This is a genomic window from Streptomyces sp. JNUCC 63 (genome assembly GCF_054366325.1).
Genome location: NZ_CM135963.1, coordinates 4,220,300 through 4,246,309, shown reverse-complemented (window position 1 = coordinate 4,246,309; position 26,010 = coordinate 4,220,300). Strand labels below are relative to the sequence as shown.

At 71.3% G+C, this 26,010-nt stretch carries 25 protein-coding genes, 1 tRNA gene and 1 pseudogene; 11 read left to right on the top strand and 16 right to left on the bottom strand.

Going from position 1 to position 26,010, the window contains the following annotated elements; genetic code table 11:
- Nucleotides 1-72: 72 nt before the first annotated feature.
- Entirely contained in the window at nt 73-510 is a 438-nt protein-coding gene (arfB, locus tag ACX25U_RS19615) for an alternative ribosome rescue aminoacyl-tRNA hydrolase ArfB (protein ID WP_454393859.1), read from the bottom strand.
- A 162-nt stretch (nt 511-672) separates the two neighbouring features.
- On the opposite strand from arfB, the gene ACX25U_RS19610 reads away from it, so the two are divergent.
- Complete coding sequence (locus ACX25U_RS19610; RefSeq protein WP_454393857.1) at nt 673-1,248, top strand: TerD family protein; 576 nt, start codon at nt 673-675, stop codon at nt 1,246-1,248.
- Between the two features lie 101 nt (nt 1,249-1,349).
- Here ACX25U_RS19610 and ACX25U_RS19605 read toward each other — a convergent pair whose 3' ends face one another.
- Complete coding sequence (locus ACX25U_RS19605; protein WP_454393855.1) at nt 1,350-2,798, bottom strand: M1 family metallopeptidase; 1,449 nt, start codon at nt 2,796-2,798, stop codon at nt 1,350-1,352.
- 7 nt (nt 2,799-2,805) lie between these two features.
- Between ACX25U_RS19605 and ACX25U_RS19600 the strand changes: the two genes are divergently transcribed.
- Nucleotides 2,806-3,303: a hypothetical protein gene (locus tag ACX25U_RS19600; RefSeq protein ID WP_454393853.1), complete on the top strand. Its 498-nt coding sequence runs from the start codon at nt 2,806-2,808 to the stop codon at nt 3,301-3,303.
- Between the two features lie 7 nt (nt 3,304-3,310).
- Here ACX25U_RS19600 and ACX25U_RS19595 read toward each other — a convergent pair whose 3' ends face one another.
- Nucleotides 3,311-3,988 carry a pentapeptide repeat-containing protein gene (locus tag ACX25U_RS19595; RefSeq protein WP_454393851.1) on the bottom strand — a complete coding sequence of 226 codons (678 nt, stop codon included), beginning with the start codon at nt 3,986-3,988 and terminating at the stop codon, nt 3,311-3,313.
- A gap of 76 nt (nt 3,989-4,064) precedes the next feature.
- Here ACX25U_RS19595 and ACX25U_RS19590 point away from each other — a divergent pair, with 76 nt between their 5' ends.
- Both ACX25U_RS19590 and ACX25U_RS19585 read left to right on the top strand, forming a co-directional pair.
- Nucleotides 4,065-5,042 (top strand): zinc-binding dehydrogenase, encoded by a 978-nt coding sequence (locus ACX25U_RS19590; RefSeq protein ID WP_454393849.1) that lies wholly within the window; start codon nt 4,065-4,067, stop codon nt 5,040-5,042.
- A gap of 70 nt (nt 5,043-5,112) precedes the next feature.
- The gene (locus ACX25U_RS19585; protein ID WP_454393847.1) at nt 5,113-6,615 is read left to right on the top strand and encodes an MFS transporter; all 1,503 of its coding nucleotides are present in this window, start codon (nt 5,113-5,115) and stop codon (nt 6,613-6,615) included.
- A gap of 35 nt (nt 6,616-6,650) precedes the next feature.
- On the opposite strand, the gene ACX25U_RS19580 is transcribed toward ACX25U_RS19585, so the two are convergent.
- Nucleotides 6,651-7,298, bottom strand: coding sequence for a rhomboid-like protein (locus tag ACX25U_RS19580; RefSeq protein WP_454394367.1), 648 nt, complete (start codon nt 7,296-7,298; stop codon nt 6,651-6,653).
- Nucleotides 7,299-7,560: 262 nt separating this feature from the next.
- On the opposite strand from ACX25U_RS19580, the pseudogene ACX25U_RS19575 reads away from it, so the two are divergent.
- The 3 genes and pseudogenes from ACX25U_RS19575 to ACX25U_RS19565 all read left to right on the top strand — a co-directional run bounded on the left by ACX25U_RS19575 (nt 7,561) and on the right by ACX25U_RS19565 (nt 10,695).
- Nucleotides 7,561-8,480 (top strand): annotated as a pseudogene (locus tag ACX25U_RS19575) (aminoglycoside phosphotransferase family protein).
- A 61-nt stretch (nt 8,481-8,541) separates the two neighbouring features.
- The gene (locus ACX25U_RS19570) at nt 8,542-9,600 is read left to right on the top strand and encodes a right-handed parallel beta-helix repeat-containing protein (protein WP_454393845.1); all 1,059 of its coding nucleotides are present in this window, start codon (nt 8,542-8,544) and stop codon (nt 9,598-9,600) included.
- 66 nt (nt 9,601-9,666) lie between these two features.
- Nucleotides 9,667-10,695 carry a methyltransferase gene (locus ACX25U_RS19565; protein WP_454393843.1) on the top strand — a complete coding sequence of 343 codons (1,029 nt, stop codon included), beginning with the start codon at nt 9,667-9,669 and terminating at the stop codon, nt 10,693-10,695.
- Nucleotides 10,696-10,801: 106 nt separating this feature from the next.
- Here the strand turns inward: ACX25U_RS19565 and ACX25U_RS19560 are convergent, their stop codons facing one another.
- From ACX25U_RS19560 to ACX25U_RS19530, 7 genes are read right to left on the bottom strand one after another with little or no spacing between them, the layout of a single operon-like run.
- Complete coding sequence (locus ACX25U_RS19560) at nt 10,802-11,125, bottom strand: TcmI family type II polyketide cyclase (RefSeq protein ID WP_454393841.1); 324 nt, start codon at nt 11,123-11,125, stop codon at nt 10,802-10,804.
- 19 nt (nt 11,126-11,144) lie between these two features.
- Entirely contained in the window at nt 11,145-11,627 is a 483-nt protein-coding gene (locus ACX25U_RS19555) for an SRPBCC family protein (RefSeq protein WP_454393839.1), read from the bottom strand.
- Between the two features lies 1 nt (nt 11,628).
- Nucleotides 11,629-11,886: an acyl carrier protein gene (locus ACX25U_RS19550; protein ID WP_454393837.1), complete on the bottom strand. Its 258-nt coding sequence runs from the start codon at nt 11,884-11,886 to the stop codon at nt 11,629-11,631.
- A gap of 46 nt (nt 11,887-11,932) precedes the next feature.
- Nucleotides 11,933-13,183 (bottom strand): beta-ketoacyl synthase N-terminal-like domain-containing protein, encoded by a 1,251-nt coding sequence (locus ACX25U_RS19545; RefSeq protein WP_454393835.1) that lies wholly within the window; start codon nt 13,181-13,183, stop codon nt 11,933-11,935.
- On the bottom strand, nt 13,180-14,448 hold the full coding sequence (locus ACX25U_RS19540; protein WP_454393833.1) for a beta-ketoacyl-[acyl-carrier-protein] synthase family protein: 1,269 nt from the start codon (nt 14,446-14,448) through the stop codon (nt 13,180-13,182). Before ACX25U_RS19540 ends, ACX25U_RS19545 begins: the two co-directional genes overlap by 4 nt.
- Entirely contained in the window at nt 14,445-14,888 is a 444-nt protein-coding gene (locus tag ACX25U_RS19535; RefSeq protein WP_454393831.1) for a cupin domain-containing protein, read from the bottom strand. Before ACX25U_RS19535 ends, ACX25U_RS19540 begins: the two co-directional genes overlap by 4 nt.
- A 41-nt stretch (nt 14,889-14,929) precedes the next feature.
- Nucleotides 14,930-16,063, bottom strand: a complete 1,134-nt coding sequence (locus ACX25U_RS19530) for a SchA/CurD-like domain-containing protein (RefSeq protein ID WP_454393829.1) — start codon at nt 16,061-16,063, stop codon at nt 14,930-14,932.
- 250 nt (nt 16,064-16,313) lie between these two features.
- Here ACX25U_RS19530 and ACX25U_RS19525 point away from each other — a divergent pair, with 250 nt between their 5' ends.
- Nucleotides 16,314-17,960 carry an FAD-dependent oxidoreductase gene (locus ACX25U_RS19525; protein WP_454394365.1) on the top strand — a complete coding sequence of 549 codons (1,647 nt, stop codon included), beginning with the start codon at nt 16,314-16,316 and terminating at the stop codon, nt 17,958-17,960.
- Between the two features lie 55 nt (nt 17,961-18,015).
- Here ACX25U_RS19525 and ACX25U_RS19520 read toward each other — a convergent pair.
- A tRNA-Thr gene (locus ACX25U_RS19520) sits at nt 18,016-18,092 on the bottom strand.
- Nucleotides 18,093-18,332: 240 nt separating this feature from the next.
- On the opposite strand from ACX25U_RS19520, the gene msiK reads away from it, so the two are divergent.
- The 3 genes from msiK (at nt 18,333) to ACX25U_RS19505 (ending at nt 21,066) form a co-directional block, all read left to right on the top strand.
- Nucleotides 18,333-19,469 carry a diacetylchitobiose ABC transporter ATP-binding protein MsiK gene (gene msiK, locus ACX25U_RS19515; protein ID WP_454393827.1) on the top strand — a complete coding sequence of 379 codons (1,137 nt, stop codon included), beginning with the start codon at nt 18,333-18,335 and terminating at the stop codon, nt 19,467-19,469.
- A gap of 243 nt (nt 19,470-19,712) precedes the next feature.
- Nucleotides 19,713-20,168, top strand: coding sequence for a hypothetical protein (locus ACX25U_RS19510; RefSeq protein ID WP_454393825.1), 456 nt, complete (start codon nt 19,713-19,715; stop codon nt 20,166-20,168).
- A gap of 166 nt (nt 20,169-20,334) precedes the next feature.
- Entirely contained in the window at nt 20,335-21,066 is a 732-nt protein-coding gene (locus tag ACX25U_RS19505; protein ID WP_454393823.1) for a nucleotidyltransferase family protein, read from the top strand.
- 114 nt (nt 21,067-21,180) lie between these two features.
- Here the strand turns inward: ACX25U_RS19505 and ACX25U_RS19500 are convergent, their stop codons facing one another.
- The 4 genes from ACX25U_RS19500 to ACX25U_RS19485 all read right to left on the bottom strand — a co-directional run bounded on the left by ACX25U_RS19500 (nt 21,181) and on the right by ACX25U_RS19485 (nt 25,979).
- The gene (locus tag ACX25U_RS19500) at nt 21,181-22,944 is read right to left on the bottom strand and encodes a DoxX family membrane protein (protein WP_454393821.1); all 1,764 of its coding nucleotides are present in this window, start codon (nt 22,942-22,944) and stop codon (nt 21,181-21,183) included.
- Nucleotides 22,945-23,027: 83 nt separating this feature from the next.
- Nucleotides 23,028-23,969: a 23S rRNA (guanosine(2251)-2'-O)-methyltransferase RlmB gene (rlmB, locus tag ACX25U_RS19495; protein ID WP_454393819.1), complete on the bottom strand. Its 942-nt coding sequence runs from the start codon at nt 23,967-23,969 to the stop codon at nt 23,028-23,030.
- 109 nt (nt 23,970-24,078) lie between these two features.
- On the bottom strand, nt 24,079-25,482 hold the full coding sequence (gene cysS / locus ACX25U_RS19490) for a cysteine--tRNA ligase (protein WP_454393817.1): 1,404 nt from the start codon (nt 25,480-25,482) through the stop codon (nt 24,079-24,081).
- A gap of 92 nt (nt 25,483-25,574) precedes the next feature.
- Entirely contained in the window at nt 25,575-25,979 is a 405-nt protein-coding gene (locus tag ACX25U_RS19485) for a PPOX class F420-dependent oxidoreductase (protein ID WP_454393815.1), read from the bottom strand.
- Nucleotides 25,980-26,010 lie beyond the last annotated feature (31 nt).

Genomic DNA, 26,010 nt, shown 5'->3' with positions numbered 1-26,010 from the left:
CCAGTCCCTCCCGGACCGCCCCCGCTTGGTCTTCTACACCCAGTCCCTCCCGGACCGCCCCCGCTTGGTCTTCTACACCCAGTCCCTCCCGGACCGCCCCCGCTTGGTCTCCGAGCGCTGCTTCTTCTCGCGCAGCCGGCGCTCGTTGATGCCGCGGGGTATCCGGGTGGGCCTGCGCGATTTGGGCGGGGGCGCGGTGGCCTCGGCGAGGAGCGCGGCGAGGCGTACGGCGGCGGCCTCGCGGTTGCGCCACTGGGAGCGGTGCTCGGAGGCGCGGACGCTGATCACTCCGTCGACGAGGCGGCCCGCGAGCCGCTCCAGGGCACGCTGCTTCCACACCTCGGGCAGGGCCTCGGTGTTCGCGAGGTCGAAGCGCAGTTCCACAGCCGAGTCGCTGGTGTTGACGTGCTGGCCACCGGGCCCCGAGGACCGCGAGAACCGCCAGGCCAGTTCGGCCTCGGGGAGCGCGACGGAGCCGCGGATGAGATAGGGACCGGACATGCCGTCCATGTTCCCGCCCCTGTCCGGGTCACGTCACCGGATTTTCGCGTGCGTTCGGACGGGGCTCGGTAAAAAAGGTAAAGAGATACGGAACCCTGGGGACCCCCTTGGCGTTCCTATGGATGGCTGTAGCTTCGTCCGCACACGCAACGAGGGAAGGGACTCCCAACAATGGCTGTAAGCCTGTCCAAGGGCGGCAACGTCTCGCTCACCAAGGAAGCTCCGGGCCTGACCGCCGTCACCGTGGGCCTCGGCTGGGACGTCCGCACCACCACCGGCACGGACTTCGACCTGGACGCCTCGGCGATCGCCGTCAACACGCAGGGCAAGGTCTACTCCGACGGCCACTTCGTCTTCTTCAACAACAAGCAGACCCCGGACAACACCATCGTCCACACCGGCGACAACCGCACCGGCGAGGGCGAGGGCGACGACGAGGCGATCAACGTCAACCTCGCCGGGCTCCCCGCCGACATCGACAAGGTCGTCTTCCCGGTCTCCATCTACGACGCCGAGAACCGCGGCCAGAACTTCGGCCAGGTCCGCAACGCCTACATCCGCATCATCAACCAGGCCGGCGGCGCCGAGATCGCCCGCTACGACCTGTCGGAGGACGCGGCCACCGAGACGGCCATGGTCTTCGGCGAGCTGTACCGCAACGGCGCGGAGTGGAAGTTCCGCGCGGTGGGCCAGGGCTACGCCTCGGGCCTGGTCGGCATCGCCCAGGACTTCGGCGTCAACGTCTGACGGACGCGCCCCGCTGCTGGAGCCCCGGCCCCCGAAGGGCCGGGGCTCCGGTGTCCGGTGCTGCGCAAGCAGCTGGACCGGGGAAGGCCGGCCGGCTCCCGTCAGGGGTGCGCCGGCCTGCCGTCGCCGTACAGCCAGTCCTTCCAGATCTCGTCGAAGTCCTTGTCCGGGGCCTTCTTCTCCACATAGGCGGTGAAGTCGGCGGTGGACGCGTTGCCGTGGCGGTGGGCGGCGGCCCAGCCCTGGACGATGTCGTAGAACGTGTCGTCGCCGACCGTCCGGCGGATCTTGTGCAGGACCATCGCGCCGCGCTCGTAGACGGGCGGGTCGGAGATGTGCGCGGCGCTGCTCGGCCGGGCGGGCGGGAAGTCCCAGACGGCCTTGTTGTCGGCGTCGTCCTCGTAGTAGTCACCGCGGTAGAGCGCGTCGAAGGTCTGCTGCACGCTGTCGCCGCCGTTGTCCTCCTCCCACAGCCACTGGGCGTACGTCGCGAAGGCCTCGTTGAGCCACATGTCCCGCCAGCTCCTGGGGGTGACGGAGTCGCCGAACCACTGGTGGGCGATTTCGTGGACGAGGGTTTCGGTGTCGGGGGCGCCGGGGTAGACGGGCCGGTTCTGGGTCTCCAGGGCGTAACCGGCGTCCTCGCGGCGGGCCACGATCGCGCCGGTGGACGAGAAGGGGTAGGGGCCGAAGTTGTACTCCGCCCACTCCATCACCTCGGGAATCCGCGCCAGCACCGCCCGGCTCGCCTCCACCTGGGTCGGATCGACGGCGACGTACACCGGCAGGCCGCTCTCCGTGGTGGAGCGCGTGATCTTGAAGCGCCCGATGGCGACGGTGGCCAGGTAGCTCGCCATCGGCTCGGCGGTGTGCCAGTGGAACGTCGTACGTCCCCCGCTGGTCGTCTCGCTCTTCAACTCGCCGTTGGAGACGGCCCGCAGCCCCTCGGGAACGGTGATCGATATGTCGTAGGCGGCCTTGTCGGACGGGTGGTTGTTCCCCGGGAACCACGCCATCGATCCGACCGGCTCGCCGAGGGCAAGGGCGCCGTCGGCGGTGGGCAGCCATCCCTCCTTCGACCTGTCGGGGTCGACGACGGTCCGCGGCTGCCCGGCGTACCGCACCGTCGTACGGAACGTCTCCCCCTTCACCAGGTCGTCGTGCGGCCGCACGGTGAGTTCCTGCCCGGCCCGGCTGAACAGGGCGGTTCTCCCCTCCACCGTGACGCCGCGCACCTCGAGCCCCTCGAGGTCGAGGTCGAAGGCGGACAGGTCCTTGGTGGCCCGGGCGGTGATGACCGCCGTACCCGTCAGGTGACGGCGGTCCGGGTCGTAGGCGAGGGTCAGGTCGTAGTGGCTGACGTCGTATCCGCCGTTGCCCGCCCTGGGGAAGTACGGATCACGCACCCCGGCCCCGCCCGGAGTACCTTGCACACCCCCGTCGCACCCGGTCAGCGCGAGCAGGGAGAGGGCACAACTGGCCGCGGCGGCCCGGACGATCGGTGCGGATCGGTACACGTGCGCGATCCTATGCCGCGCCCATGACACCATCGCCTACGTGCTCGACATCGGCTACGCCCTCTCCAACCGCTTCCCCGACCCTCCGCAGACGGACTACCGCCGCGTGGACGTGCACGCCCTGCGGCACGACCTGTTCTGCGGCGACGTCTACCTGGCCGACACCGAGGCGGACCGCGAACTGGCCACGGCCTGGGGCTGGGTGCCGGTGCTGGACTTCGCCTGGGCCCTGTGCGACATCGCCGAGCGGCTGGACCAGGACCCGGCCGGCTCCCGCGCCTCCCGCCCGCAACGGGCCGAGCTGGACTTCACCGAGTCCACGGACCGCATGCTCTTCGAGCGCCGCTTCGGCTGGGTCGACATCGAGTCCGACTGGATGCCCGCCGAGGAGCCCCCGCTGACCTTCTCCCACACGGAGCTGCGCCGCGAGGCCCGCGACTTCCTGCACGACCTGATCGCCGACCTGTGCGACCTGCACGAGGACCTGGCGGAGAACCCGGTGATCTGGACCCTCCAGGCCCGCTACCCCCGTGTCTGAACCCTCCTCACCCCTCCACCCTGATCCCCAGCTCCGCCGCCAGCACCGGCGCCAGGTCCAGGAGCTGACCGGTGCTGATCACGGCCCCCGCCAGCCGGTCCACCCCGCCCGCGATCTCCAGGGAGGCGGCACCCCGCAGGTCCACGTCCGTGAAGGTCACCGCGCTGAAGTCCACGCCCTTCAGCACGCAGTCCACGAACTCCACCCGCTCCAGCCGGGCGCCCCCGAAGTCCGGCTCGACGAGGACGCACCCCTCGAAGACGACGTCCCTGAGCCGGGCCTTGCGCAGATTCAGGTAGTCGATCTTGCCGCCGCGGATCCACACCCGCTCCAGGACCGCCCCGTGGAGCCGCACACCGCCGAGGCGGGCGTCGACCACCTCCACGTCCCGCAGGGTCGCCTCGGCGAGGTCGGTGCCGACACCCCGTATGCCGGTGAGGACCGAGTCGAGGAGGCGCGCGTGACGCAGTGACGTGTCGTCCAGCGCGCAGCCCCTGAGCGCGCAGTCCAGGAAACGCGCACCCGCCCCGTCCTGCCCGGCGAAGTCCTCCTCCCGGAACTCGAGCCCGTCGTAGTCCCCGTCCGGCGCCAGCCCTCCGCCGCCGTACGCCTCCAGCCCCGGCAACCGCACCTCGGGCCGCCGCGCACCCTTCACGCCGGTGCCGCCGCTCGTTCTCCTCACCATGACCCCATGCTGCACCCCGCCACTGACACTCCCCCACCCTTGACCTCAACCTTGCTCGAGGTTGAACAGTGTCCGCATGTACGCCATACGTCTGTACGCCTTCGGCCCTGCCGAGAACCTGACCCACGAACAGGTCGACGAACCCCTTCCCGGCCCCGGCCAGGTCCGTATCGCCGTCGCCGCCGCCGGTGTCCATCTGCTGGACACCGCGCTGCGCGAGGGGCGGCAGGGACCGCTGCCGGAGCTGCCCGCCCTGCCCACCGTCCCCGGCCGTGAGGTGGCCGGCCGGGTCGAATCGCTCGGTGCGGGCGTGGACGGCCGGTGGCTCGGCCGGCGGGTCGTCGCCCACCTCGGCTTCGCCCCCGGCGGATACGCCGAGCTGGCCGTCACCGACGTCGACCGGCTCCACGAGGTACCCGGGAACCTGGACCCCGCCCAGGCCGTCGCGATGATCGGCACGGGCCGCACGGCGCTGGGGATCCTGCGGTTCACCGAGCTGGACCCGCGGTCCGTCGCCGTCGTCCCGGCGGCCGCGGGCGGCATCGGCACGCTGCTCGTGCAGTACGCCAAGCACGCCGGCGCCACCGTGATCGGTCTCGCGGGCGGCCCGGAGAAGACGGCCCTGGTCCGGGCGAACGGCGCCGACCTGGCCGTCGACTACCGGGAGCCGGGATGGCCGGAACAGGTCCGCGCCCACCTGGGCGGCCGGTCCGCCACCGTGGTCTTCGACGGCGTCGGCGGGGAGGTCGCCCGGGAGGCGGTCGCCCTGCTCGGACCCGACGGGCAGCACCTCGTCTTCGGCTGGTCCGGCGAGGGCCCGCACGGAGAGCCGTACCTCGTCGACGGCGTGTCGGAGCAGGTCCTCGGCCCCGTCATGCTGCGCAGGGCGGGCGGCCCGAACCCCTTGCGCACCCTGGAGCTGCACGCCCTCGCGGAGGCCGCCGCGGGGCGCCTCACCCCGGCGGTGACCCGCTTCCCGCTCGCCGCGGCGGCCGCCGCCCACCGGGCGCTGGAGGACCGCAGGACAGTCGGCAAGGTGGTGCTGGAGCCATGAGCCGCGACGTCGGACCGAACCCGGCTCCTACGGGGATGCGATGCGCCCCCAATCATGGTCTTCTGGCCAAATGAGCCGCACCCGTCCAGGTGAGTCCATATCGCCCCAAGTGACCGATCCCCACCGCTGGTGGGCCCTGGTGGTCATCGCGCTCGCGCAGCTGATGGTGGTGCTGGACGCGACCATCGTGAACATCGCGCTCCCCTCCGCGCAGCGCGCCCTGCACATGTCGGACGGCAACCGGCAGTGGGTCATCACCGCCTACTCCGTCGCCTTCGGCGGGCTGCTGCTGCTCGGCGGGAGGATCGCCGACCTGGTGGGCCGCAGGCGCACGTTCGTCGTCGGGCTGATCGGCTTCGCCGTCGCCTCCGCGCTCGGGGGCGCGGCCACGTCCTCCGGCATGCTCTACGGCGCCCGCGCGCTCCAGGGCGCCTTCGCCGCCGTCCTCGCCCCCTCCGCGCTCTCCCTGCTGACCACGGCCTTCACCGACCCGAGAGAACGCGGAAAGGCCTTCGGCATCTACGGCGCCCTCGCGGGCAGCGGCTCGGCGATCGGATTCATCGTGGGCGGTGCGCTGACCGAGTTCCTGAACTGGCGCTGGTGCCTGTACGTGAACGTGCCCATCGCCGTCGTCACGGTCCTCGGCGCCCTCACCCTCCTGCGCGACCGGCCCGGGAACGCCGGCGCCCGGCTGGACGTGCTCGGGGTGGTGCTGGGCTGCGGCGGCCTGGTGGCCGTCGTCTACGGGGTCAGCGAGGCCCAGCCGCGCGGCTGGACGGACCCACTGGTGCTGATCCTGTTCGCGGGGGGCGTGGTACTGCTCGCGGGCTTCGTGTGGTGGCAGACCCGGGCGCCGATGCCGCTGCTGCCGCTGCACGTCGTCCGGGACCGCGACCGGGCCGGCTGCTTCCTGACCATGATGCTGGCCGTGATCGGCATGTTCGGGCTGTTCCTGTTCATGACCTACTACCTGCAGGGCATCCTCGCCTACTCGCCGCTGAGGACCGGCCTGGCCTTCCTGCCGCTGACCGCCGCGATCGTCGTGGGCTCCACGCAGATCTCGGCCCGGCTGCTGCAGCACGTGGCGCCGCGCACCCTCATGGTCCCCGGCATGGTCCTGGCGGCGGGCGGCCTGCTGCTCCTGACCCGGCTGACGGTCGACTCGCAGTACGTGAGCGAGGTGCTGCCCGCGCTGCTGCTGATCGGCCTCGGCATGGGCCTGACCTTCATGCCGGTGTTCGCCACCGCCACCGCGGGCGTCGCCCCGCAGGACTCGGGCGTGACCTCCGCGACCGTGAACACCTCCCAGCAGGTGGGCGGTTCGATCGGCACCGCGCTGCTCAACACGATCGCCACGACCAGCGGCGCCGCCTACATCGCCGCCCACCTGCGCAGCCCGGCGGACCGGCCGCGGGTGGTCCCCGAGGGCATCGTGCACGGCTACACGGTCGCCCTCTGGTGGGCGGCGGGCATCATGCTCCTGGCCGGACTGGTCGCCGGCCTGATGGTCACGGGCAAGGCCCCCGAACACGGGGCGCCGGTTGAGGCGGCCGTACCGGAGTCGGTGGGCTGACCCGGCGGCCGGGGCGGCCGGGGCGGCCGGGGACGTCAACGCCTGAGGGCGGCCAGTGTCTCCTTCGGATTCCATGCCTTTCCCCGGCCCCTGACCAGCGGACGGCAGCCGAGACCGATCAGCACGGAGGTGAAATGCCCGAGATCGGTGAAGGTGCGCCCGGCGACCAGCGGCACGCCGTAGAGGACCAGCAGGACGGCCAGGTACGGATACCGCCAGGGCGGCGTCATCCGGTGCGTCAGCACCCCCATCACCCCGGCCAGGGCGTAACTCACCCCGACGTCCAGCGTGTTGACGGCCGCCCCCGGCGCCACGTGCCGCTGGACCGCCCACAGCAGCGCGCCCTCGCTGATCAGCGTGGCCAGCACGTGCGCGGCCACGCACACCACCAGCCAGCGCAGGGTGCCCAGCCAGCGCTCGGCCTGCGCGTGGAAGACCGTGTAGAGGACCGCGTACGGCAGCCAGCGGCCGCCGTCGATCCACATGGCACTGGTGAAGAGCACCCGCACCGGGTTGTTCGACAGCTCGTGGATGTTCGTGGACCGCTGCCGCAGGAACTGCTGTTCGAAGTGCGGCGACATGTGGTGCAGGGCGACGGTGGTGACGAACAGGATCAGCAGCCACACGTACGTCCCCGGCGCGCTGCGGACGTACGCCGCCACCGCCCGAAGCCCACGCCGCATCCGCACGACCGCGTTCACCGGGAACCTCCAAGGATGCCCCGTCCTTCAGGGCGGGGAGGAATCGGACGGACTGGTATGCTCTTCGCCATGCTGAGCGAGAACCAAGCCGGCACGGCGACTTCTTTGCTTGCAGTGCCAAACCGGGCTGGTTCCAACCCGGCTGGTGTTGATCGTGTAAGACCTGCTGGTCCGCTGGGCCCGCAGGCGACGTGAGCCAGGAATCTCCCTGCCTTCAGCCGGGAGAGGGTTCAAAGGCGCCAGTATGGTCGTCGGGGTGATCAAAATACCGGGCGAGCTCGCCGCTTCTCAGGAGAAATTCAACGGGGCGGCGGACCGCGCGTTCGTCGCCGGCCCGCCGCGGCGGGCGGCCGGCTTCCTCGACCGGTGGCGACTGCGGCTCGACGGGCCGCCGATGCACGGCGTGTGCGCGCTGGTCCTGCCGGCGGTGCGGGCTGGGAGTGCCCCCGCTCGAAAGAGCTCGGGGGAGGCCTGCCCGCCGTCCTGAAGCTCCAGCTCCTGGACGAGGAGAGCGCGGGCGAGCCGGCCGCGCTGCGGGCGCGGGACGGCGACGGGGCCGTACGGCTGCTGGAGCACGACGAGCCCACCGGCACACTGCTGCTGGAGCGGCTGGCCCCCACTCGCCCGCTCACGGGCCTGCCGGACACCCGGGAGGCCGCCCTGGTCGTCGCCCGGCTGCCGGCCCGCCTGACCTCCGTGCCGGCCCCCGCGGGGACACGGCGGCCGGGTGACATCGCGCGGGACATGCTGGAGCGGGCGCCGGGTCCGCTGGGGCGGCTGCCCGGCGGGGACGCGCGCCGGCTGCTCGTGGACTGTGCGGCCGCCGTGCGCGAGGTCGTCGCCGAGCCCGGTGACCGGCTGCTGCACTGGGACCTGCACTACGACAACGTCCTCGCCGACGGCCGTGGACCCTGGCTCGCCATCGACCCCGAGCCGCTCGCCGGAGACGTCGGCTTCGAACTGTTCCCGGCGCTGGTCGACCGCTTCGACGCCACCGAGGCCGTCCCGCGCTTCGAGGTCATGACCGGCGTCCTGGGGCGGGACCGGGACCGGGCGCGGGCATGGACGCTCGGACGCGTCCCGCAGAACGCCCTGTGGGATCTGGCGGACGGTCGGCCGCTCTCCCCCGAACAGCTGTGGATCGGCCGCGTCCTGCGCGCATGACACGCCCCCGAACGGCCCATCAGTCCTTGCAGTCGGACCTCCGGGCCATAGCGTGCACAATATGACAAAACGCCATATCGCTCTGCTCCTGAGCACTGCCGCGCTGGCCGCCTCATGCGTCGCCGCCGCTCCGCCGATCTCGGTGCCCAGGACGCACCTGGTGTTCCCGGGACAATCGATCCAGAAGGCGGTGAACTCCGCGAAGGCGGGCGACACCGTGCTGGTGTCGCCCGGCGTCTACCACGAGAGCGTCAAGGTGACGACGCCCGGTCTGACCCTGAGCGGCATGGGCCGCAACACCGTCCTGAAGCCGGTGGCCAAGGCCACCGGCGACTGCGGCAAAAGCGGCAGCGGCATCTGCGTGACGGGGACCAAGGCCAAGCGCCTGAAGGGTGTCACCGTCTCCGACCTGACCGTGACCGGCTTCTCCCGCGCCGGGGTGATGTCGGTCGACACCGACCGGCTGACCGTGCGGAACGTGACCGCCGAGAAGAACCGGCTGTGGGGCCTCGCCGAGGAGCGCTCCGTGCGCAGCGAGTACCGGCAGAACACCGCACGCGCCAACGGTGACGCGGGCCTCTTCCTCGCCAACACCATCACGGTCGAGCAGGGAGCCATCGACACCGGGGGAACCCAGATCACCCACAACCGGCTCGAGAACAACCGGATCGGCGCCACCGTCCGCCGGCTGCGGAACCTCACCGTCGCCGGCAACGAGATCACCGACAACTGCGCGGGCGTGTTCGTCGTCGGCGACGAGAACAAGCCGAGGGCCGGCGCCCTGGCCGTGCGCGACAACCGGGTCGTGGAGAACAACAAGTACTGCGCCGCGACCGCCCGGCTGCCCCACCTGCAGGGCTCGGGCATCGTCCTGACCGGCGCCGAGAAGACCGCCGTGACCCGCAACACGGTCACCGGCCACTCGGGCAAGTCCCCGCTGTCGGGCGGCATCGTGCTCTTCAAGAGCCTCGTCGGCGCCGCCGGCGAGAACAACCGGATCAGCGACAACGCGCTGCGGGGCAACTCCCCCGCCGACCTGGTCAACCAGGAGAGCGCCACGCACAACAACACCTTCCGGAACAACTCCTGCCGAGCCTCCAAGCCCGCGGGGCTGTGCTGAGGCCGTAACCGCACCCGTGACCACACCCGGACCCCACGGGGGACCGACAAGGAAGGAAGGCGGCACATGACGACCGCTCAGACCGCTCCACCGCCGTCCATGCGGCTCAGGGAACTCGCGTTCGGGGCGGCGTGTGCCGCCGCCCTCCGCGCGGCCGCCCGGCTGGGCGTGGCCGACGCGCTCGGCGACACCCCCACGGCCGTGGAGGACCTCGCGGCCGCGGTGAAGACCGAGCCGGGGCCGCTGCGACGGCTGCTGCGGGCCCTGACCTGCTACGGCGTCTTCACCGAACAGCCCGACGGCACCTTCGCGCACACCGGCATGTCCCGGCTGCTGCGCGAGGACGACCCGAACAGCCTGCGCTACATCACCCTGTGGTGCACCGAGCCATGGACCTGGGACGCCTGGCCCAGACTGGACGAGGCGGTGCGCACCGGCCGCAACGTCGTCGAGGACCTGTACGGCAAGGAGTTCTTCGTCCACCTCAACGAGGACGCACCCGAGTCGGCGGACGTCTTCAACCGGGCCATGACGACCTCCAGCAAGCAGTCCGCCCGGGACGTCGCCGAACTCCTCGACCTGTCCGGCGCCTCCTCCATCGCCGACATCGGCGGCGGCCAGGGCCACGTGGTGGCCGGCCTGCTGGAGAAGTACCCGACCCTGCACGGCACCCTGCTGGACCTGCCGCGCGTGGTGGCGGGCGCCGACCCCCGGCTGCTCGAGGGCGGCTCGCTCGCGGACCGGGTGCGGATCGTGCCCGGCGACTGCCGCGAGGCCATCCCCGTCAAGGCCGACGTCTACATCATCAAGAACATCCTGGAGTGGGACGACGACTCCACCGCCCGCTGCCTGCGCAACGTCATCGACGCCGGCGGGCCCGGAGCACGCGTCGTCGTCATCGAGAACCTCGTCGACGACACCCCGTCCATGCGGTTCAGCACCGCCATGGACCTGCTGCTCCTGCTGAACGTCGGCGGGGCCAAGCACACCACCGACAGCATGGCCGGCCGTCTGAAGGCGGCCGGCCTGACCATCGACGACATCAGCCCGGTCAACCCCTATCTGCACGCCTTCGACTGCACGGTGCCCGCCTGACCAGCAGGACGACTCCTCCCCCTCACACGCCGGTCGCCGGGCCCGCTGCACCACGGGCCCGGCGACCGGGGGCCGTCCGTGAGGGAACCGGACGGCGGCGGACGGCTCAGTCGCGCTCCCACAGGTAGAAGCGGCGCGCCATCGCGTCCTTCGGCGAACGCCAGGTCTCGGGGTCGTACGCGCTGACGTACGCCGACAGCCGCTCGCTGACGCCCCGGAACTCCGGGTGGTCCGCCACCTTGGCGACGGCCGGCCCGGGGTCCCGGTCCGCCTCGATCAGATGCAGGTACACATCGCCGAACTGGAAGAGGCTGCGCCGGGTGACGCCGACCAGGTGCGGCAGCTCCCCCCGGTCGGACTCCTCGAAGATCTTCGCGATGTCGGGGGCCGAACCCGGAGCCATCCGGGCGACGATCAGGGCCTGGTGCACGTTCCTTCCTCCGTCCGGCTCAGTCGGTGCTCAGGGCCGGCTCGGCCCGTCGTCCGGCCGCGGCCTTCTCGATCTTGTCGCGGATCAGGGCCATCTGGACCTTGGAGTTCTTGTTGATGTTGTCGGTCATCCAGGCGTCGTCGACCGGAGCCTGAGGCTTCATCTCGAAGTCCTGCGTCCAGACCATCCGCGTGCCTGCGGGCACCTCCTCGTACCGCCAGTGGATGTTCATGTAGGCGAACGGCCCGGTCTCCACCCGGCGGGCCTTGACCGTGAGCGTGTCCCGGTCGGGCTCGCGCTCGGAGACCCAGCTCCAGACAGTGCCGTTCTCGTCGGGGTGCATCGTCAGCCGGAAGGTGCACTTGTCCCCTTCCCGCGACAGGATCTCCGCGGAGGCGTACTCGCTGAACAGCCGCGGCCAGCTCTCCACGTCGTTGGTCATCTCCCAGACCAGGTCCACCGGCGCGGCGATGGTGATCTCGTTCTCCGTGTGGCCGGCCATCTCACGCTCCTGCCAGAAGGGTGCTGTTGATGAGGCCGAGGAACTTCCGGGGTGTCTTGCAGCGCTCCGCGTCGGGCGGCATCGGCATACCGTGCCGGTTCTCCAGCTCGCCCACGATGCCGAGCAGGCCGAGCGAGTCGATGCCGAGCTCCTCGAAGGCGATGTCGGGCCGCTCCGCCAGCTCCTGCGGGCTGACGGCGATACCGGCCGTCTTCTTCATGAGTTCGGACAGATCTTCCACGGTGATTCGGTCACTCATGCGGTTCCTCTCCTTGTTGCTCCCGGCTGGTTGCTCCGGCGCCCGGTCAGGGGGCGCCGACGGCTCCGTGCCGCAGAACCAGCGCCGAGTTCGAGCCCATGAGCCCCCGGCTGAGGACCAGCGCCGTACCCACCTGCGCGGCACGGGCACATCCGGTCACCAGATCGAGGTCATGGCAGATGTCGAAGACGTTCGGGGTGGGGGGGATCAGCCCGTGCTCCATCGCCAGGACCGCCGCCACCGCGTCCAGCACCGGCGCCGCGCAGTACGCCCGGCCCGTACCGGTCTTCGGTGCCGTCACCGGCACCCGCCGCCCGTGCGCGCCCAGCGCGTCGGCGATGGCCAGCGCCTCCGCCCGGTCCGCCTCGGGCACACCGAGCGCGTCGGCGAAGACCACGTCGACCTCCTCCGGGGCACACCCGGCCTCGGCCAGCGCGCCGCGGATCGCCTCCGCCAGCCCCTCCCGGGACAGCTCCCAGCGGGAGGCACCGGTGAACGTCGCCACGTGCCCGGCCACCGTGGCCCGCACCGGCACACCCCGCTCCCGGGCCGCGCCCGCCTCCTCCACGGCGAGCATCGCACCGCCCTCGGCCGGCACGAACCCGCACGCCGCCTCCGTGAACGGCCGGTACGCCCGCGCCGGATCGTCCACCGGGCTCAGCTCCCGGTAACCGAGCTGACAGACCATCGAATACGGAGCCAGCGGAGCCTCCGTCGAACCCGCCACGATCACATCCGTACCGCGCTCCACGGCCCGCGCCGCGTGCGCCAGGGCGTCCAGACCGCCGGCCTCGTCCGCGGCGACCACCGAGCACGGCCCCTTGAAACCACGGCGGATCGAGATCTGGCCGGTGCTGGCCGCGTAGAACCAGGCGATCGACTGCCAGGGGCCGACGTAGCGGCTGCCCTTGCTCCACAGCTTCTGCAGCTCCCCCTGGCCGAACTCGCCCCCGCCGGACCCGGCCGCGGTGACCACACCCGCCGAGAACGGCGCCCCCTCGGTGTCCGCCCGGCCCAGCCGGGCGTCCTCGAGAGCGGCGTCGGCCGCGGCCATCGCGAAATGCGTGAACCGGTCCGTCTGGACGAGATAACGCTCCTCCACCGCCGCCGACGGATCGAAGGACCGGACCTCACCGGCCACCTTCAGCGGCAGGTGCCCGCAGCCCTCACGGGTCACGCGGTCCAGGACGCTCAGACCCTCCTGGGTGGACTTCCAGAAGGCCTCGGTGCTCGTTCCGTTGGGCGCGACCACACCGATACCGGTGACGGCGGCCCGCCGCTTGGGGGGTGCGCTCATCGTGTCCTCTCCCTCTGCCGGGTCAGGATCACCGCCGACTGGAAACCGCCGAACCCGCTGCCCACGGAGAGCACGCTGTTCAGCTTCCGCTCGCGGGCGGCCCGCGGGACGTAGTCCAGATCGCACTCGGGGTCCGGGGTCTCGTAGTTGGCGGTCGGCGGAACGGCCTGGTGGGTCAGCGCCAGCACACAGGCCACCACCTCGATCGCCCCGATCGCCCCCAGCGAGTGACCCACCATCGACTTGATGGAACTCATCGGCGTGTCGTAGGCGTGGTGGCCCAGCGCCCGCTTCACCGCGGCCGTCTCGTGCCGGTCGTTCTGCCGGGTGCCGGAGCCGTGCGCGTTCACGTAGTCGATCGCCGAGCCGTCCAGCCGGGCGTGGTCCAGCGCGGTCTCTATCGCACGCGCCATCTCCAGGCCCTCACTGGTCAGACCGGTCATGTGGTAGGCGTTGCCGAAGGTGGCGTAGCCGCTCAGCTCGCAGTACACGTGCGCGCCACGGGCCCTGGCGTGCTCCAGCTCCTCCAGGACCAGCACCGCACCGCCCTCGCCCATGACGAACCCGTCACGGTCGTTGTCGAAGGGGCGGGAGGCGTGCGCGGGATCGTCGTTGTTCGGCGACGTGGCCTTGATCGCGTCGAAACACGCCATCGTGATCGGCGATATCGGCGAGTCCGAAGCCCCGGCTATGCAGACGTCCGCCCGGCCCTCCTCCACGGTGTGCAGGGCGTACCCGAGCGCGTCCAGCCCGGACGTGCAGCCCGTCGAAACCGTCTGCACCGGACCGCGCGCCCCGAACCGCTCCGCCACCGTCGACGCCAGCGTGCTCGGCGTGAACGCCCGCTCCAGATACGGCTGGGCCCGGTGGTGATCCACGTCCCAGCGCTCACCGCGGTGACTGACCAGGACGTAGTCGTTCTCCAGGCGGGTCGTGCCGCCCACCGCCGTGCCCAGGGAGACCGCGACCCGCCACGGGTTCTCCCCGGCCAGGTCGAGCCCCGAGTCCCGTACCGCCTCCTCACCGGCCACCAGCGCGAACTGGATGTACCGGTCGCAGCGCGCCACCTGCTCCTCGTCCAGCCCCGCGGCCACCGGATCGAAATCGCACTCGGCGGCGATCCGGGACCGCAGTCCGGCCGGGTCGAAGAACGTGATGCCCCGCGTCGCCGTACGCCCGCCGGCCAGCAGGTCCCAGAACGCCGGAGCACCGATACCGCCCGGCGCCACCACGCCTATGCCGGTGACCGCCACCCGCCGGGTCATGACCGCGCCTCCGCCGCCCCGGCCTCCTTCGCGGCGGCCGCCACCGGCACGGTCTCCGTGCCCTCCGTGTCGACGTGGCCGAGCTGCGGGCGCGGCGCCAGCGGCCCCAGGTGGAAGACGATCCGCGCCTCCACCTTCCCCACATTGCGGAACCGGTGCCGCATGTACGCGGGAATCATCAGACCCTGCTCCGGCCGCAGCGGATGCGGGTCGCCGTCCAGATCCACCTCCAGCTCGCCGCAGACGACGTACACGAACTCCTCGGAGTACGGGTGGTAGTGCTCGCCGATGCGGTCACCGGGCTGCACGATGGCCACGCCCATGAAACCGCTGGTGGAACCGACCGTTGCCGGCGTGAGCATGGCACGCAGATCGCCTCCGCGCTTGACGTTGGGCTCGACCTCGCTGAGATCCACGATTCTGGGTCGGGGTTTGATCACGTCGTTCCTCCGGTGGTGTGCTACGTCGACTTGGGGATGCGTCAGGCGTCCGACGCGGACCGGCGGTCGGTGATGAGATCCATACGGACCAGGGAGAGCAGCCGCGCCAGGTCGCCGTCCTTCTTGGCGGCACCCTCGTCGAGCAGGCTGGTCAGCTCCGACACCCGCGCGGAATCCGCCAGCCCCAGCGCCGCGACCGGATCGGCCTCCAGACCGTCCCGGACGTCGATCAGCCGCACGACCACGTCGTCCCGCTCGAACACCGTGCTGCGCAGCACCGGACTGCGCGGATCGTCCGCGGCCCGCTCGTCCTGCCGAGCCAGCAGCTCGGCCAGCTTCATGCCCATGCCCGGCCGCGCCGGGTAGAACAGCGCGTGCCGCTCCGCCTCCTCGCTCTCCCGACCGGCCGTCACGTGATGCACGGCGGGCAGCGCCGCCCGCGTGAAGAACACCCGCGCGGACTCCTGGTCGTTCAGGTCCCGGTCCTGCTCCAGATACGGATTGATGGCCTCCTCCACCGCCCGGATCTCCGGCTGCCGGGCCACGTGCCGCAACGCCGCCAGCAGATCCCCGCGCACCTCGATCGCCCGCACCACCCGGTTGCCGTGCATGAACAGCGAGGTCCGGCACAACCGGGTCGTGTCGTCGACCCGCGCCTCGGGCGACTTGTAGTTCGCCAGCAGCTCGGCGACCTTCCGCTCGCTGCCCGGCTTCACCGTGAAGGTGAGCGCGTGCCGGATCACACCGTCACCGATCCGCGGCTGAGCCTGCAGCCGCCGCCCGGCCGCCGCCTTCTCACCGCCGGTCTCCCGCACGATGTGGAACCGCAGCGACCGGGTGTCCCGGATGCAGCTGTGCATCGGCTCCACCATCCGCACGTGCTCCTCGCTGTTCACCCAGGCGAGGAACGGCGGAGCGCTCTCCCACTCGCTCGTGATCAGCCACTGGGACGGGTTCTCGATCGACTGGCACAGCTGGTCGCTGACATGCCCGGGAACAGAGGAGACTTGCTTGCACATCTGCTCATACGCCTCCAGGAACTGCTGCTGGGCGCCGTCGCAGACGTCCACCAGCAGCACCACCCGGAGCCGTGAGCCGTCGAAGACGGACTGGGAGACGGTTTTCGGGGCCTGCTGCCTGGTCGGTTCTGAAACACGCTCAGAAATGGCGGTCATCTGCGTACGTCTCCTTGGCGGGGATCGGCGGGCTTCTCGGGCTCGGGGGACAGAGGGAACGCCGACCGCGGATGACGCGACGTCAGCGTGATCTCGATCCTGAGCCGGTACCGGACGGTCCGCGACTCGTGTGCACCACCCGGGTGATCACAGGGGTGATTGGCCCCGCGAACGCACGCGGACCGGCTCTCCACCGGGCATGGAAATCCCGATACGCCCCCACACCCGCACCCCGCTCCTGGAGGCATCGATGCACCAAGAAGCCGACCACCAGGTACCCGTCCTCATCGTCGGCGGCTCCCTCGTGGGCCTGTCCACCTCGCTGTTCCTCGGCCGCCTCGGCGTACCGCACATGCTGGTCGAGCGGCACTCCGGCACCTCCATCCACCCACGCGGGCGCGGCAACAACGTGCGCACCATGGAGCTGTTCCGGGTCGCCGGCATCGAACCCGACATCAAGACAGCCGCATCCCTGCTCGCGGACAACCACGGCATCCTGCAGACCCCCACCCTGGTCGGCGACGCCGGAGAGTGGCTTTTCAAACACATCGACCCAGGCGGCGGCCTCGCGAAATTCAGCCCCACCGCCTGGTGCCTGTGCAGCCAGAACGACCTCGAACCCGTCCTGCTCTCCGGCGCACGCCGACTCGGCGGCGACCTGCGCTACTCCCACGAGATGGAAACCTTCGAACAGGACAGCGAAGGGGTCACAGCCGTCGTACGGGACCGGGCCACCGACGAGCGGTACACCGTCCGCGCGGCCTACCTCGTCGCCGCCGACGGCCCCCGCAGCCCCGTCCGGGGCAGCCTCGGCATCGGCCAGAACGGCCCCGGCGACCTCTTCGCCAACGTCAGCGTCACCTTCCGTTCCAAACTCCTCGCCGAGGTCGTGGGCGACCGCCGCTTCATCTGCTGCTACCTCACCGACCCGGACGCCGACGGCGCCCTCCTCCCCGTCGACAACAAGGAACACTGGGTGTTCCACGCTCCCTGGCACCCCGAGCGCGGCGAAACCCTCGACGAATTCACCGAAGAACGCCTCCAGCGGCACATCCGCCGCGCCGTCGGCAACCCCGGCCTCGACGTCGAGATCACCGGAAAGGCGTCCTGGCGAGCCGCCGAACGAGTCGCGGACCGATACACGGCCGGGCGTGTGTTCCTGGCCGGCGACTCGGCCCACGAAATGTCCCCCACCGGCGCCTTCGGCTCCAACACCGGCATCCAGGACGCCCACAACCTCGCCTGGAAACTGGCCGCCGTCCTGGAGGGCTGGGCCGACCCCGCCCTGCTCGACACCTACGACACCGAACGCCGCCCGGTCGCCATGGCCACCAGCGCCCGCGCCTCAGCCCGCTCCGTCGAGCACAGCCACCCCGGCTTCGCCCCCGCCCCCGGCATCGGCGGCGCCAAACGCGGCGGCATCCTCGACGTCGTCCTCGGCTACCGCTACCTCCACGGCGCCGTCCTGGGCACCGGCCCGGACCAGGAGGTCGTCCCCGACACCCTGCGCCTGACCGGCGACCCGGGCACCCGGGCCCCGCACATGTGGGTACGGCGCGAGGGCGAACGCGCCTCGACCCTCGACCTGTACGAACGCTCCCTGGTCCTGCTGAGCGACGCCCAGTCGACGACGGACTGGCACACGGCGGCCCGGAGCATCGCCGAGACCGACGGCGTACGCCTGGACTCGTACCGCATCGGCACCGAGCTGACGTACGCCCCCCAGAGCAGCGAGGCCGGAACCGCACCGGACTGGGCCCGCACCCACGGCACGACACCCGACGGCGCGGTACTGATCCGCCCGGACGGCTTCGTGGCCTGGCGCGCGGCCGGCGCCGTACCGGACCCGGAGGGGGTGCTGCGGGAGGTGCTCGCAGCGGTGCTCAGAACAGGCTGACCTGCGAAAAAGGACGAGGCCACCCGCACTGTGGTGTGCGGGTGGCCTCGCCGTGTGGAGCCCCCTGTCGGATTCGAACCGACGACCTACGCATTACAAGTGCGGCGCTCTGGCCATCTGAGCTAAGGAGGCCTGCATGGGTGTGTCCGTGCAGTGTACCCAGGTCTCCGGCGCGGACCGTCGAGAATTTCCGCGAAGTTCACGTGTCCTGGGCTACTGACAGGAGCGGTGAACGCCGGGTACCGTCCTGTGCCAGTTCACCTGTGTGGACTACACCACCATCACAACCACAACGGAATCACCCGTAGTGGCACCGCCTTCCACAACGGATCGTCCGGCACGTTCCTGCCGGTAGAAGGGGGCCCATTCGCCATGGCCACTGTTCAGTTCGACAAGGCGACCCGGATCTACCCGGGTTCCGAGAAGCCCGCCGTCGACGCGCTCGACATCGACATCGAGGACGGCGAGTTCCTCGTCCTGGTCGGCCCGTCCGGTTGCGGCAAGTCCACCTCGCTGCGGATGCTCGCGGGGCTCGAGGACGTCAACTCCGGGGTCATCCGGATCGGTGACCGCGACGTCACCCACCTGCCGCCGAAGGACCGGGACATCGCCATGGTGTTCCAGAACTACGCGCTGTACCCGCACATGTCGGTCGCCGACAACATGGGCTTCGCGCTGAAGATCGCCGGCGTGAACAAGGCGGAGATCCGGCAGAAGGTCGAGGAGGCCGCGAAGATCCTCGACCTGACCGAGTACCTGGACCGCAAGCCGAAGGCGCTCTCCGGTGGTCAGCGTCAGCGTGTCGCCATGGGCCGCGCGATCGTGCGTGAGCCGCAGGTGTTCCTCATGGACGAGCCGCTGTCCAACCTGGACGCCAAGCTCCGTGTGTCCACCCGTACGCAGATCGCCTCGCTGCAGCGCCGGCTCGGCATCACCACCGTCTACGTCACCCACGACCAGGTCGAGGCCATGACGATGGGCGACCGCGTGGCGGTGCTCAAGGACGGCCTGCTGCAGCAGGTCGACTCGCCGCGCAACATGTACGACAAGCCCGCCAACCTCTTCGTGGCCGGCTTCATCGGCTCCCCGGCGATGAACCTGGTCGAGGTGCCGATCACCGACGGCGGTGTGAAGTTCGGCAACAGCGTGGTGCCGGTCAACCGGGACGCGCTGAAGGCCGCCTCCGACAAGGGTGACCGTACGGTGACGGTGGGCGTCCGGCCCGAGCACTTCGACGTGGTCGAGCTGGGCGGCGGTGCGGCCGCCTCGCTGTCGAAGGACACCGAGGACGCCCCGGCCGGCCTCGCCGTCTCGGTGAACGTGGTGGAGGAGACGGGCGCCGACGGGTACGTCTACGGCACCGTCGAGGTCGGCGGCGAGCAGAGGGACCTCGTCGTCCGCGTCAGCAGCCGTTCCGTCCCGGAGAAGGGCGCCACGCTGCACGTCGTGCCGCGGCCGGGCGAGATCCATGTGTTCTCGACCTCGACGGGTGAGCGTCTGTCGGACTGACATCCCCGTGAGTGACGCCTCGAGGCTGAAACCTCGGGACACTTCCGGGTGATTGACCCGAGTTGACGGGAAAGGGCCCCGCTACCTGGCGCGGGGCCCTTTTCCGTGCCCCCGCAATTCCCCGGCGCGCGGGACATTTCGAGCAGTGTGCGTCAACACACCGCCAGGGAAGTCGGGGTGGGCCGTCCCTCGAAGAGGTGACTAAATGTCGCCAAATCATTACCAGCGGCTACTCTGCCTGGCGTGAAGCACTCCACCACCCACCCCACGGGACGCGGCCGGGGCCCCGCCCGTCGGATCGGCCGTTCGCTCGCCCTCGTCCTGCCCGTCGTCCTGGTGCTCTCCGGGACCCTCGCGGTCACCCGAGTCAACTGGTCGGGGAGCCCCTCCCACTCGGTGCTCACCGCGTCGGACACGGTGGCGACCGGAACCCCGGTGCACGCCCGCTCCCGCGCCCCGCAGGACGTGCTGCGCGACCAGTTGCTGACCGAGCTGCAGGACAAGGACCCGGGCGCCGTCCTCACCCACCTCCAGCAGGCGGTCAACGGCCGCCCGTCCCTGGCCAGGCACTGCGCCTCCATCGCCCGCACCCTGGGCCGCGCCGCCGTCAACATCTACGGCCCCACCCGTGCCCAGTCCTACGCCCGACCGGTCTGCGACACGTCCTTCGCCTCCGGCATCCAGTCCGCGCACAACTGACGGTCCGGAGGGGCCAAGCGCGGTCGGCCCCTCCGGCCCAGGACACAGTCCCTCAGGTCGCCTCGGCCCCCCAGCGTGCGACCAGCCGTCGCCGGGCCGCGTTCAGTCGGCCCGGCGACGCCGGACACCCCCGACCCGGATGGGGACCGGCACGTACAGTTCGGGCATGACCCATCCGAATGCGGCGTCCCGCCCCACCCAAGCCGTGATCCTGGCCGGAGGTCAGGGGTCACGGCTGCGTCCTTACACCGACGACCGGCCCAAGCCGATGGTCGAGATCCCCGGCACGGGCACCCCGATCATCGGTCACCAGCTCGCCTGGCTCGCCGAGGAGGGTGTGACGGACGTGGTGGTCTCCTGCGGCCACCTCGCCGAGGTCCTGCAGAAGTGGCTGAAGTCGGCGGAGCTGCCGGTCCGCGTCACCACCGTCGTGGAGGCCGAGCCCCTGGGCCGTGGCGGCGGCCTGAAGTTCGCCGCCGCTCACCTCCCCCACCCGGACAAGCCCTGGTACGCGACCAACGGCGACATCTGGACCCGGTTCTCGCTGCGCGACATGGCCGACTTCCACACCGAGCGCGGCGCGGTCGCCACGCTCGCGCTGGCCCGCCCGCGGATCCCCTGGGGAGCCGTGCAGACGGACGGCTTCGGGCACATCACGGACTTCATCGAGGCCCCGCCGTCGACCTTCGAGATCAACGCGGGCGTCTACGTCTTCTCGCCCGAGTTCGCCGCCCTGCTCCCGGAGCGCGGCGACCACGAGCGCACCACGTTCCCGCGTCTGGCCCGTGAACGCCGGCTGGCCGGCTTCCCGATTCCGCAGGGCGCGTACTGGCGTGCCATCGACACCGCGAAGGACCTCACGGAGGCCGCGAAGGAGCTGGCGGCGCTGGGCAGGTGAGCCCGGCCCACCGCGCCCCGATCCGGGTGCGCACGCCGACGGGGTCCCGCATGCTCGGATGACACGAACTGTGCGGGACCCCGTCGGCGTAATGGCGATCCGGTGCCGTGCCGGCTATCCCAGCAGGCCGCCCACCAGTCCCGGCTGGCCGGAGGACGAGCTGCCGCCGCCGGATCCTCCGGGGCTGCCGCTGGAGCCGCCGCTGCCGCCGGTCGCGGTGCCGCCGGAGGTCGGGCCCGAGCTGGTGCTGGGTGCCTGCTGGGCCGGGGCGGGATGGCGTGGCGGGGTCTGGCCGGTGCCCTGGGTCTCGCTGGGCGCGCCGCTGGTCGCGGTGCCGCTCTCGCGGGTCTCGCCGGGGGTTGTGGAGGGGCCGTCGGACGGGCTTGCCGAGGAGCCCCGCCGGGCCGGCGAGGCGGGCGCCGACGGCGGTTTCTGCTGCCGCTCGCCCGGTTCCTGGGGCAGCGGTGAGCCGGGCTGTTCGTTGCGCGGGGCTTCGCCGGGCCCGGGTACGACCACGCGGTCGGCGTCGTGTACGGCGCCGCCGAGAGTCGAGCCGACCAGCAGGGTGAGGCCGGTGACGACGACCGCGAGCAGGGCACCGCGGCGCAGGACGAACTGGCGCAGTTCCCAGATGTCGGAGCGCGGGCCGAGCCGTCGCCAGGCGAGGGCGGCGAGGCGGCCGTCGACGGAGTAGACGGGGGCGCCGGCGATGACCAGCGGGGACCAGGCGGCGAGGTAGATGATGTCCGGGGCGTCGTAGACGGGAACGGTCTTCCAGCTGACGGTGACGATGAGCGCGGCCGAGAGCAGCGCGCCGATCGCCGCGGCGACCCGCTGCCAGCAGCCCAGGATCGTGAGGACTCCGACGATGACCTGGAGGAAGGCGATGACGAGTCCGGAGCCGACGGGGTGGTGGAGGGCGAACTGGCGCAGCGGTTCGGCGGCTTCCCAGGGGTGCAGGGTGTTGAGCCACTTGACCATGGAGCCGCGTTTGCCGCCGTCGAAGTAGAGCGGGTCGCAGAGCTTGCCCATGCCGGCGTAGACGGAGATGCCGCCGAGGAAGACGCGCAGCGGGAGCAGTACGACGCCGAGGTTCATACGGCGGCCGGGGTAGTAGGCGTGCCGGGAGAGGTCGTCGGCGTGCCGCCTGCCGGGCCGGCGCGCGTCCTCGGCGGCCGCGTCCTGCGCGTCGTACTCTCCGTACTCCCTGTACTCGTCATGCCCGGCGTACCGGGCGTCCGCGAAGTCGGGGTCACCGTACGGCGGTTGGCCATAACCCGTGCCGCCGTACCCGGTGCCTCCGTACCCCGCATATCCGTACGCCGGCTCCTCGTACGCGCTGCCCGCGGTCCGCATGTGCGGCAGCAGCCGGGTCTCGCCGGGCGCGGGCGGGCGCTGGGCGCCGACGACGGGGATCTCGACGGTCTCGTCGAGACCGGCGTAGGGGTCGGCGCCGTAGCCCGGGGTGGTGTCGATGCGTGGGACGACCTGCGTGGCCGTGGCGTCGGCGGGCGTCTCGTCGGCGTGTCGGACGCTTCCGCTGCGTACGGCCTGCAGCAGCCGGTGGGCGCCGGTGTCGCCGGGTGCGGACCTGCCGCTCCAGACGACCGGGCGGCGGTGGGTGACGGCCCCGGCCCGGCCCGCCGTGCCGGCGACGGACGTGTGGGCGGCGTACTGGGCGCCGCTCGGGTGCCAGGCGGTCCGCGGGAACAGGGCACGCCGCGAGGAGGCGCCCAACTGCACGCGGAAGCTGGCGTGGTTGACGATGACCTGCGCCGGATCGCTCGGCACCTTCACCATGCTCAGCGCGGGAGCGTCGTCGTATCCCGACGAGCGGTCCCCCGTGGGTGTGCGGGGTGTTCTGGTGTCCACACTCATCTAACCGAGTGATGAGGAGTTAGGACACTGCCTTGACTCGTCGGATCTGTCCGGACCGCGTCAAGGGTGTGCCGGGCGCCCGGTCACGCGCGCCTGCGCGCCGCCTCGTACAGCACGATCCCTGCCGCCACGCCGGCGTTCAGCGACTCGGCCCCGCCCGGCATCGGGATCCGCACCCGCAGGTCGCAGGTCTCGCCGACCAGCCGGGACAGGCCCTTGCCCTCGCTGCCGACGACGATGACGACGGGCCCGTCCAGGGCGTCCAGGTCGCCCAGTTCGACGTCGCCGTCCGCGGCGAGGCCGACGACGGTGATGCCCGCCTTCTGGTACGTCTCCAGAGCGCGCGTCAGGTTGGTGGCGCGGGCGACGGGCGTACGGGCGGCCGTGCCGGCGGAGGTCTTCCAGGCACCGGCGGTCATGCCGGCCGCGCGCCGCTCGGGGACGACCACGCCGTGCCCGCCGAAGGCGGAGACGGAGCGGACGACGGCGCCGAGGTTGCGCGGGTCGGTCACCCCGTCGAGGGCGACGATCAGCGGGGCCTCGCCGGCGTCGGCGGCGGCGTCGGCCAGGTCCTCGGGGTGGGCGTACTCGTAGGGCGGGACCTGGAGGACGAGGCCCTGGTGGTTGAGCCCGTTCGTCATCCGGTCCAGCTCGGGGCGCGGGGCCTCCATGAGGTTGATGCCGCCGCGCTCGGCCGCGAGCTGGAGTGCCTCGCGGACGCGCTCGTCGTTGTCGATGAACTGCTGGACGTAGAGGGTGGTGGCGGGCACGCCCTCGCGCAGCGCCTCGACGACCGGGTTGCGGCCGACGACGAGCTCGGAGGAGGACCTGCCCGAGCCGCGCCGCTGCTGCGGGCGGCCCTGGGCGCGGCGGGCCTTGGCCTGCACGGCGCGCTGCTTGGCGTGGCCCTTGCGCATCTCGGCGGGGGGCGTGGGGCCCTTGCCCTCCAGGCCTCGGCGCCGCTTGCCGCCGCTGCCGACCTGCGCGCCCTTCTTGCCGGACATGCGGCGGTTGTTCCCGGCCATGACCTACCTGTCTGTTGAAAGCGTCGTACGTACGTCTATGAAGTGTGCCGCCCGTGAGGCCGGGCGGCACAGTCGATCTTCGGTTCTTCTTCCGTGCTCGCGGGCGGGTTCAGCGGGGGCCGAGGCTCCAGCGGGGGCCCTGGGGGCTGTCCTCGATGACCAGTCCGGACTGGTTGAGCTGGTCGCGGATGGCGTCGGCGGTGGGCCAGTCCTTGCGGGCGCGGGCGGCCTCGCGCTGGTCCAGGACCATGCGGACCAGGGTGTCGACCACGCCGTGGAGGTCTTCGCCGCGGTCGCCGCTCTCGCCGGCCCAGTGCTCGTCGAGCGGGTCGAGGCCGAGGACGCCGAGCATGGCGCGCACCTCGGCGAGGCGGGCCACGGCGGCTTCCTTGTCGTCGGCGGCCAGGGCGCTGTTGCCCTGGCGGACGGTGGTGTGCACGACGGCGAGCGCCTGGGGGACGCCGAGGTCGTCGTCCATGGCCTCGGCGAAGGCGGGCGGGACCTGGCCGGCGGGCTCGACGGTGCGGCCGGCCATCTCGGTCACGCGCTGGATGAAGCCCTCGATGCGGGCGAAGGCGGACTCGGCCTCGCGCAGGGACTCCTCGCTGTACTCGATCATCGAGCGGTAGTGCGGGGTGCCGAGGTAGTAGCGCAGCACGATGGGCCGCCAGTGCTTGACCATCTCGGAGACCAGCACGCTGTTGCCGAGCGACTTGGACATCTTGTCGCCGGCCATGGTCACCCAGGCGTTGTGCACCCAGTACCGGGCGAAGTCGTCGCCGTAGGCCTTGGCCTGGGCGATCTCGTTCTCGTGGTGCGGGAAGATCAGGTCCAGGCCGCCGCCGTGGATGTCGAAGGCGGAGCCGAGGTACTTGTGGGCCATGGCGCTGCACTCCAGGTGCCAGCCCGGCCGGCCCTCGCCCCAGGGCGTGGGCCAGGTCGGCTCGCCGGGCTTGGCCGCCTTCCACATGGCGAAGTCCCGCGGGTCGCGCTTGCCGGTCTCGCCGGCGCCGGCGGGCTGCTGGAGGTTGTCCAGCTCCTGCCGCGACAGCTGGAGGTAGCCGGGGAAGGAGCGCACGTCGAAGTAGACGTTGCCGTCGGCGGCGTAGGCGTGGCCGCGCTCGATGAGGCCCTGCATCATCTCGATCATCTCCGGCACGTGGCCGGTGGCGCGGGGCTCGTAGGTGGGCGGCAGGCAGCCGAGGGCGGTGTAGCCGTCGTCGAACGCGCGCTCGTTGTCGTAGCCGATCGCCCACCACGGGCGGTGCTGCTCGTGCGCCTTGGCGATGATCTTGTCGTCGATGTCGGTGACGTTGCGGATGAACGTCACCTCGTAGCCGCGGTAGGCGAACCAGCGGCGCATGATGTCGAAGTTCAGCCCGGAGCGGATGTGCCCGATGTGCGGGGCCGCCTGCACGGTGGCACCGCACAGGTAGATCGAGACACAGCCCGGCTTGAGCGGGGTGAAGTCACGGATCTGCCGGGCGCTGGTGTCGTACAGGCGAATAGTCACCACTCCAGGGTAGTGGGCCGCGGGGAGTGCCTCGCACTCATTCCCGCATGCCCGCCGCATGCACACCGCACATGCGTGACCTCAACCGGTCGTCACAGCCTCCCGGCGACCTTCCGCGGCCTGACGCGCACGACCACCCGATCGGCGTCCTGGGCCGAGGAAGGGTTGAACTCGGCGTACTTCTTGCCGGTGTACTTCAGGGACAGCTCGTCGATGAGTTCCTGGGCGCCCTCGGTGGTCAGTTCGGCGGTGCCGCGGATCTCGGCGTACTCGTAGGGCGACTCGGGGTCCATGACGACGACGCTGACGCGGGGGTCGCGGTCGAGGTTCAGCTTCTTGCGGCGGTCGACGGTGGTGGAGACGAGGATGTCGTCGCCGTCCCGTTTCACCCAGACCGGGGACAGCTGCGGGCTGCCGTCGGGCTGGAGGGTGCCGACGACGATGAAGACGGGGCCGTCGAGCAGTGACTTGATCCGCTCGGACAGGGCGGCGGGCATGGGGGCACCTCCGTGAGCCGGGGCAGTGGTG

Coding starts and splice junctions, on each gene's coding strand:
- ACX25U_RS19530 (WP_454393829.1), bottom strand. CDS start 16,063: ATGACCGCCATTTCTGAGCGTGTTTCAGAACCGACCAGGCAGCAGGCC.
- ACX25U_RS19610 (WP_454393857.1), top strand. CDS start 673: ATGGCTGTAAGCCTGTCCAAGGGCGGCAACGTCTCGCTCACCAAGGAA.
- ACX25U_RS19500 (WP_454393821.1), bottom strand. CDS start 22,944: ATGAGTGTGGACACCAGAACACCCCGCACACCCACGGGGGACCGCTCG.
- ACX25U_RS19565 (WP_454393843.1), top strand. CDS start 9,667: ATGACGACCGCTCAGACCGCTCCACCGCCGTCCATGCGGCTCAGGGAA.
- ACX25U_RS19485 (WP_454393815.1), bottom strand. CDS start 25,979: ATGCCCGCCGCCCTGTCCGAGCGGATCAAGTCACTGCTCGACGGCCCC.
- ACX25U_RS19540 (WP_454393833.1), bottom strand. CDS start 14,448: ATGACCCGGCGGGTGGCGGTCACCGGCATAGGCGTGGTGGCGCCGGGC.
- ACX25U_RS19550 (WP_454393837.1), bottom strand. CDS start 11,886: ATGAGTGACCGAATCACCGTGGAAGATCTGTCCGAACTCATGAAGAAG.
- ACX25U_RS19570 (WP_454393845.1), top strand. CDS start 8,542: ATGACAAAACGCCATATCGCTCTGCTCCTGAGCACTGCCGCGCTGGCC.
- rlmB (WP_454393819.1), bottom strand. CDS start 23,969: ATGGCCGGGAACAACCGCCGCATGTCCGGCAAGAAGGGCGCGCAGGTC.
- arfB (WP_454393859.1), bottom strand. CDS start 510: ATGGACGGCATGTCCGGTCCCTATCTCATCCGCGGCTCCGTCGCGCTC.
- ACX25U_RS19605 (WP_454393855.1), bottom strand. CDS start 2,798: ATGGTGTCATGGGCGCGGCATAGGATCGCGCACGTGTACCGATCCGCA.
- ACX25U_RS19595 (WP_454393851.1), bottom strand. CDS start 3,988: ATGGTGAGGAGAACGAGCGGCGGCACCGGCGTGAAGGGTGCGCGGCGG.
- ACX25U_RS19525 (WP_454394365.1), top strand. CDS start 16,314: ATGCACCAAGAAGCCGACCACCAGGTACCCGTCCTCATCGTCGGCGGC.
- ACX25U_RS19580 (WP_454394367.1), bottom strand. CDS start 7,298: ATGCGGCGTGGGCTTCGGGCGGTGGCGGCGTACGTCCGCAGCGCGCCG.
- ACX25U_RS19585 (WP_454393847.1), top strand. CDS start 5,113: ATGAGCCGCACCCGTCCAGGTGAGTCCATATCGCCCCAAGTGACCGAT.
- msiK (WP_454393827.1), top strand. CDS start 18,333: ATGGCCACTGTTCAGTTCGACAAGGCGACCCGGATCTACCCGGGTTCC.
- ACX25U_RS19545 (WP_454393835.1), bottom strand. CDS start 13,183: ATGAGCGCACCCCCCAAGCGGCGGGCCGCCGTCACCGGTATCGGTGTG.
- ACX25U_RS19555 (WP_454393839.1), bottom strand. CDS start 11,627: ATGGCCGGCCACACGGAGAACGAGATCACCATCGCCGCGCCGGTGGAC.
- ACX25U_RS19590 (WP_454393849.1), top strand. CDS start 4,065: ATGTACGCCATACGTCTGTACGCCTTCGGCCCTGCCGAGAACCTGACC.
- ACX25U_RS19505 (WP_454393823.1), top strand. CDS start 20,335: ATGACCCATCCGAATGCGGCGTCCCGCCCCACCCAAGCCGTGATCCTG.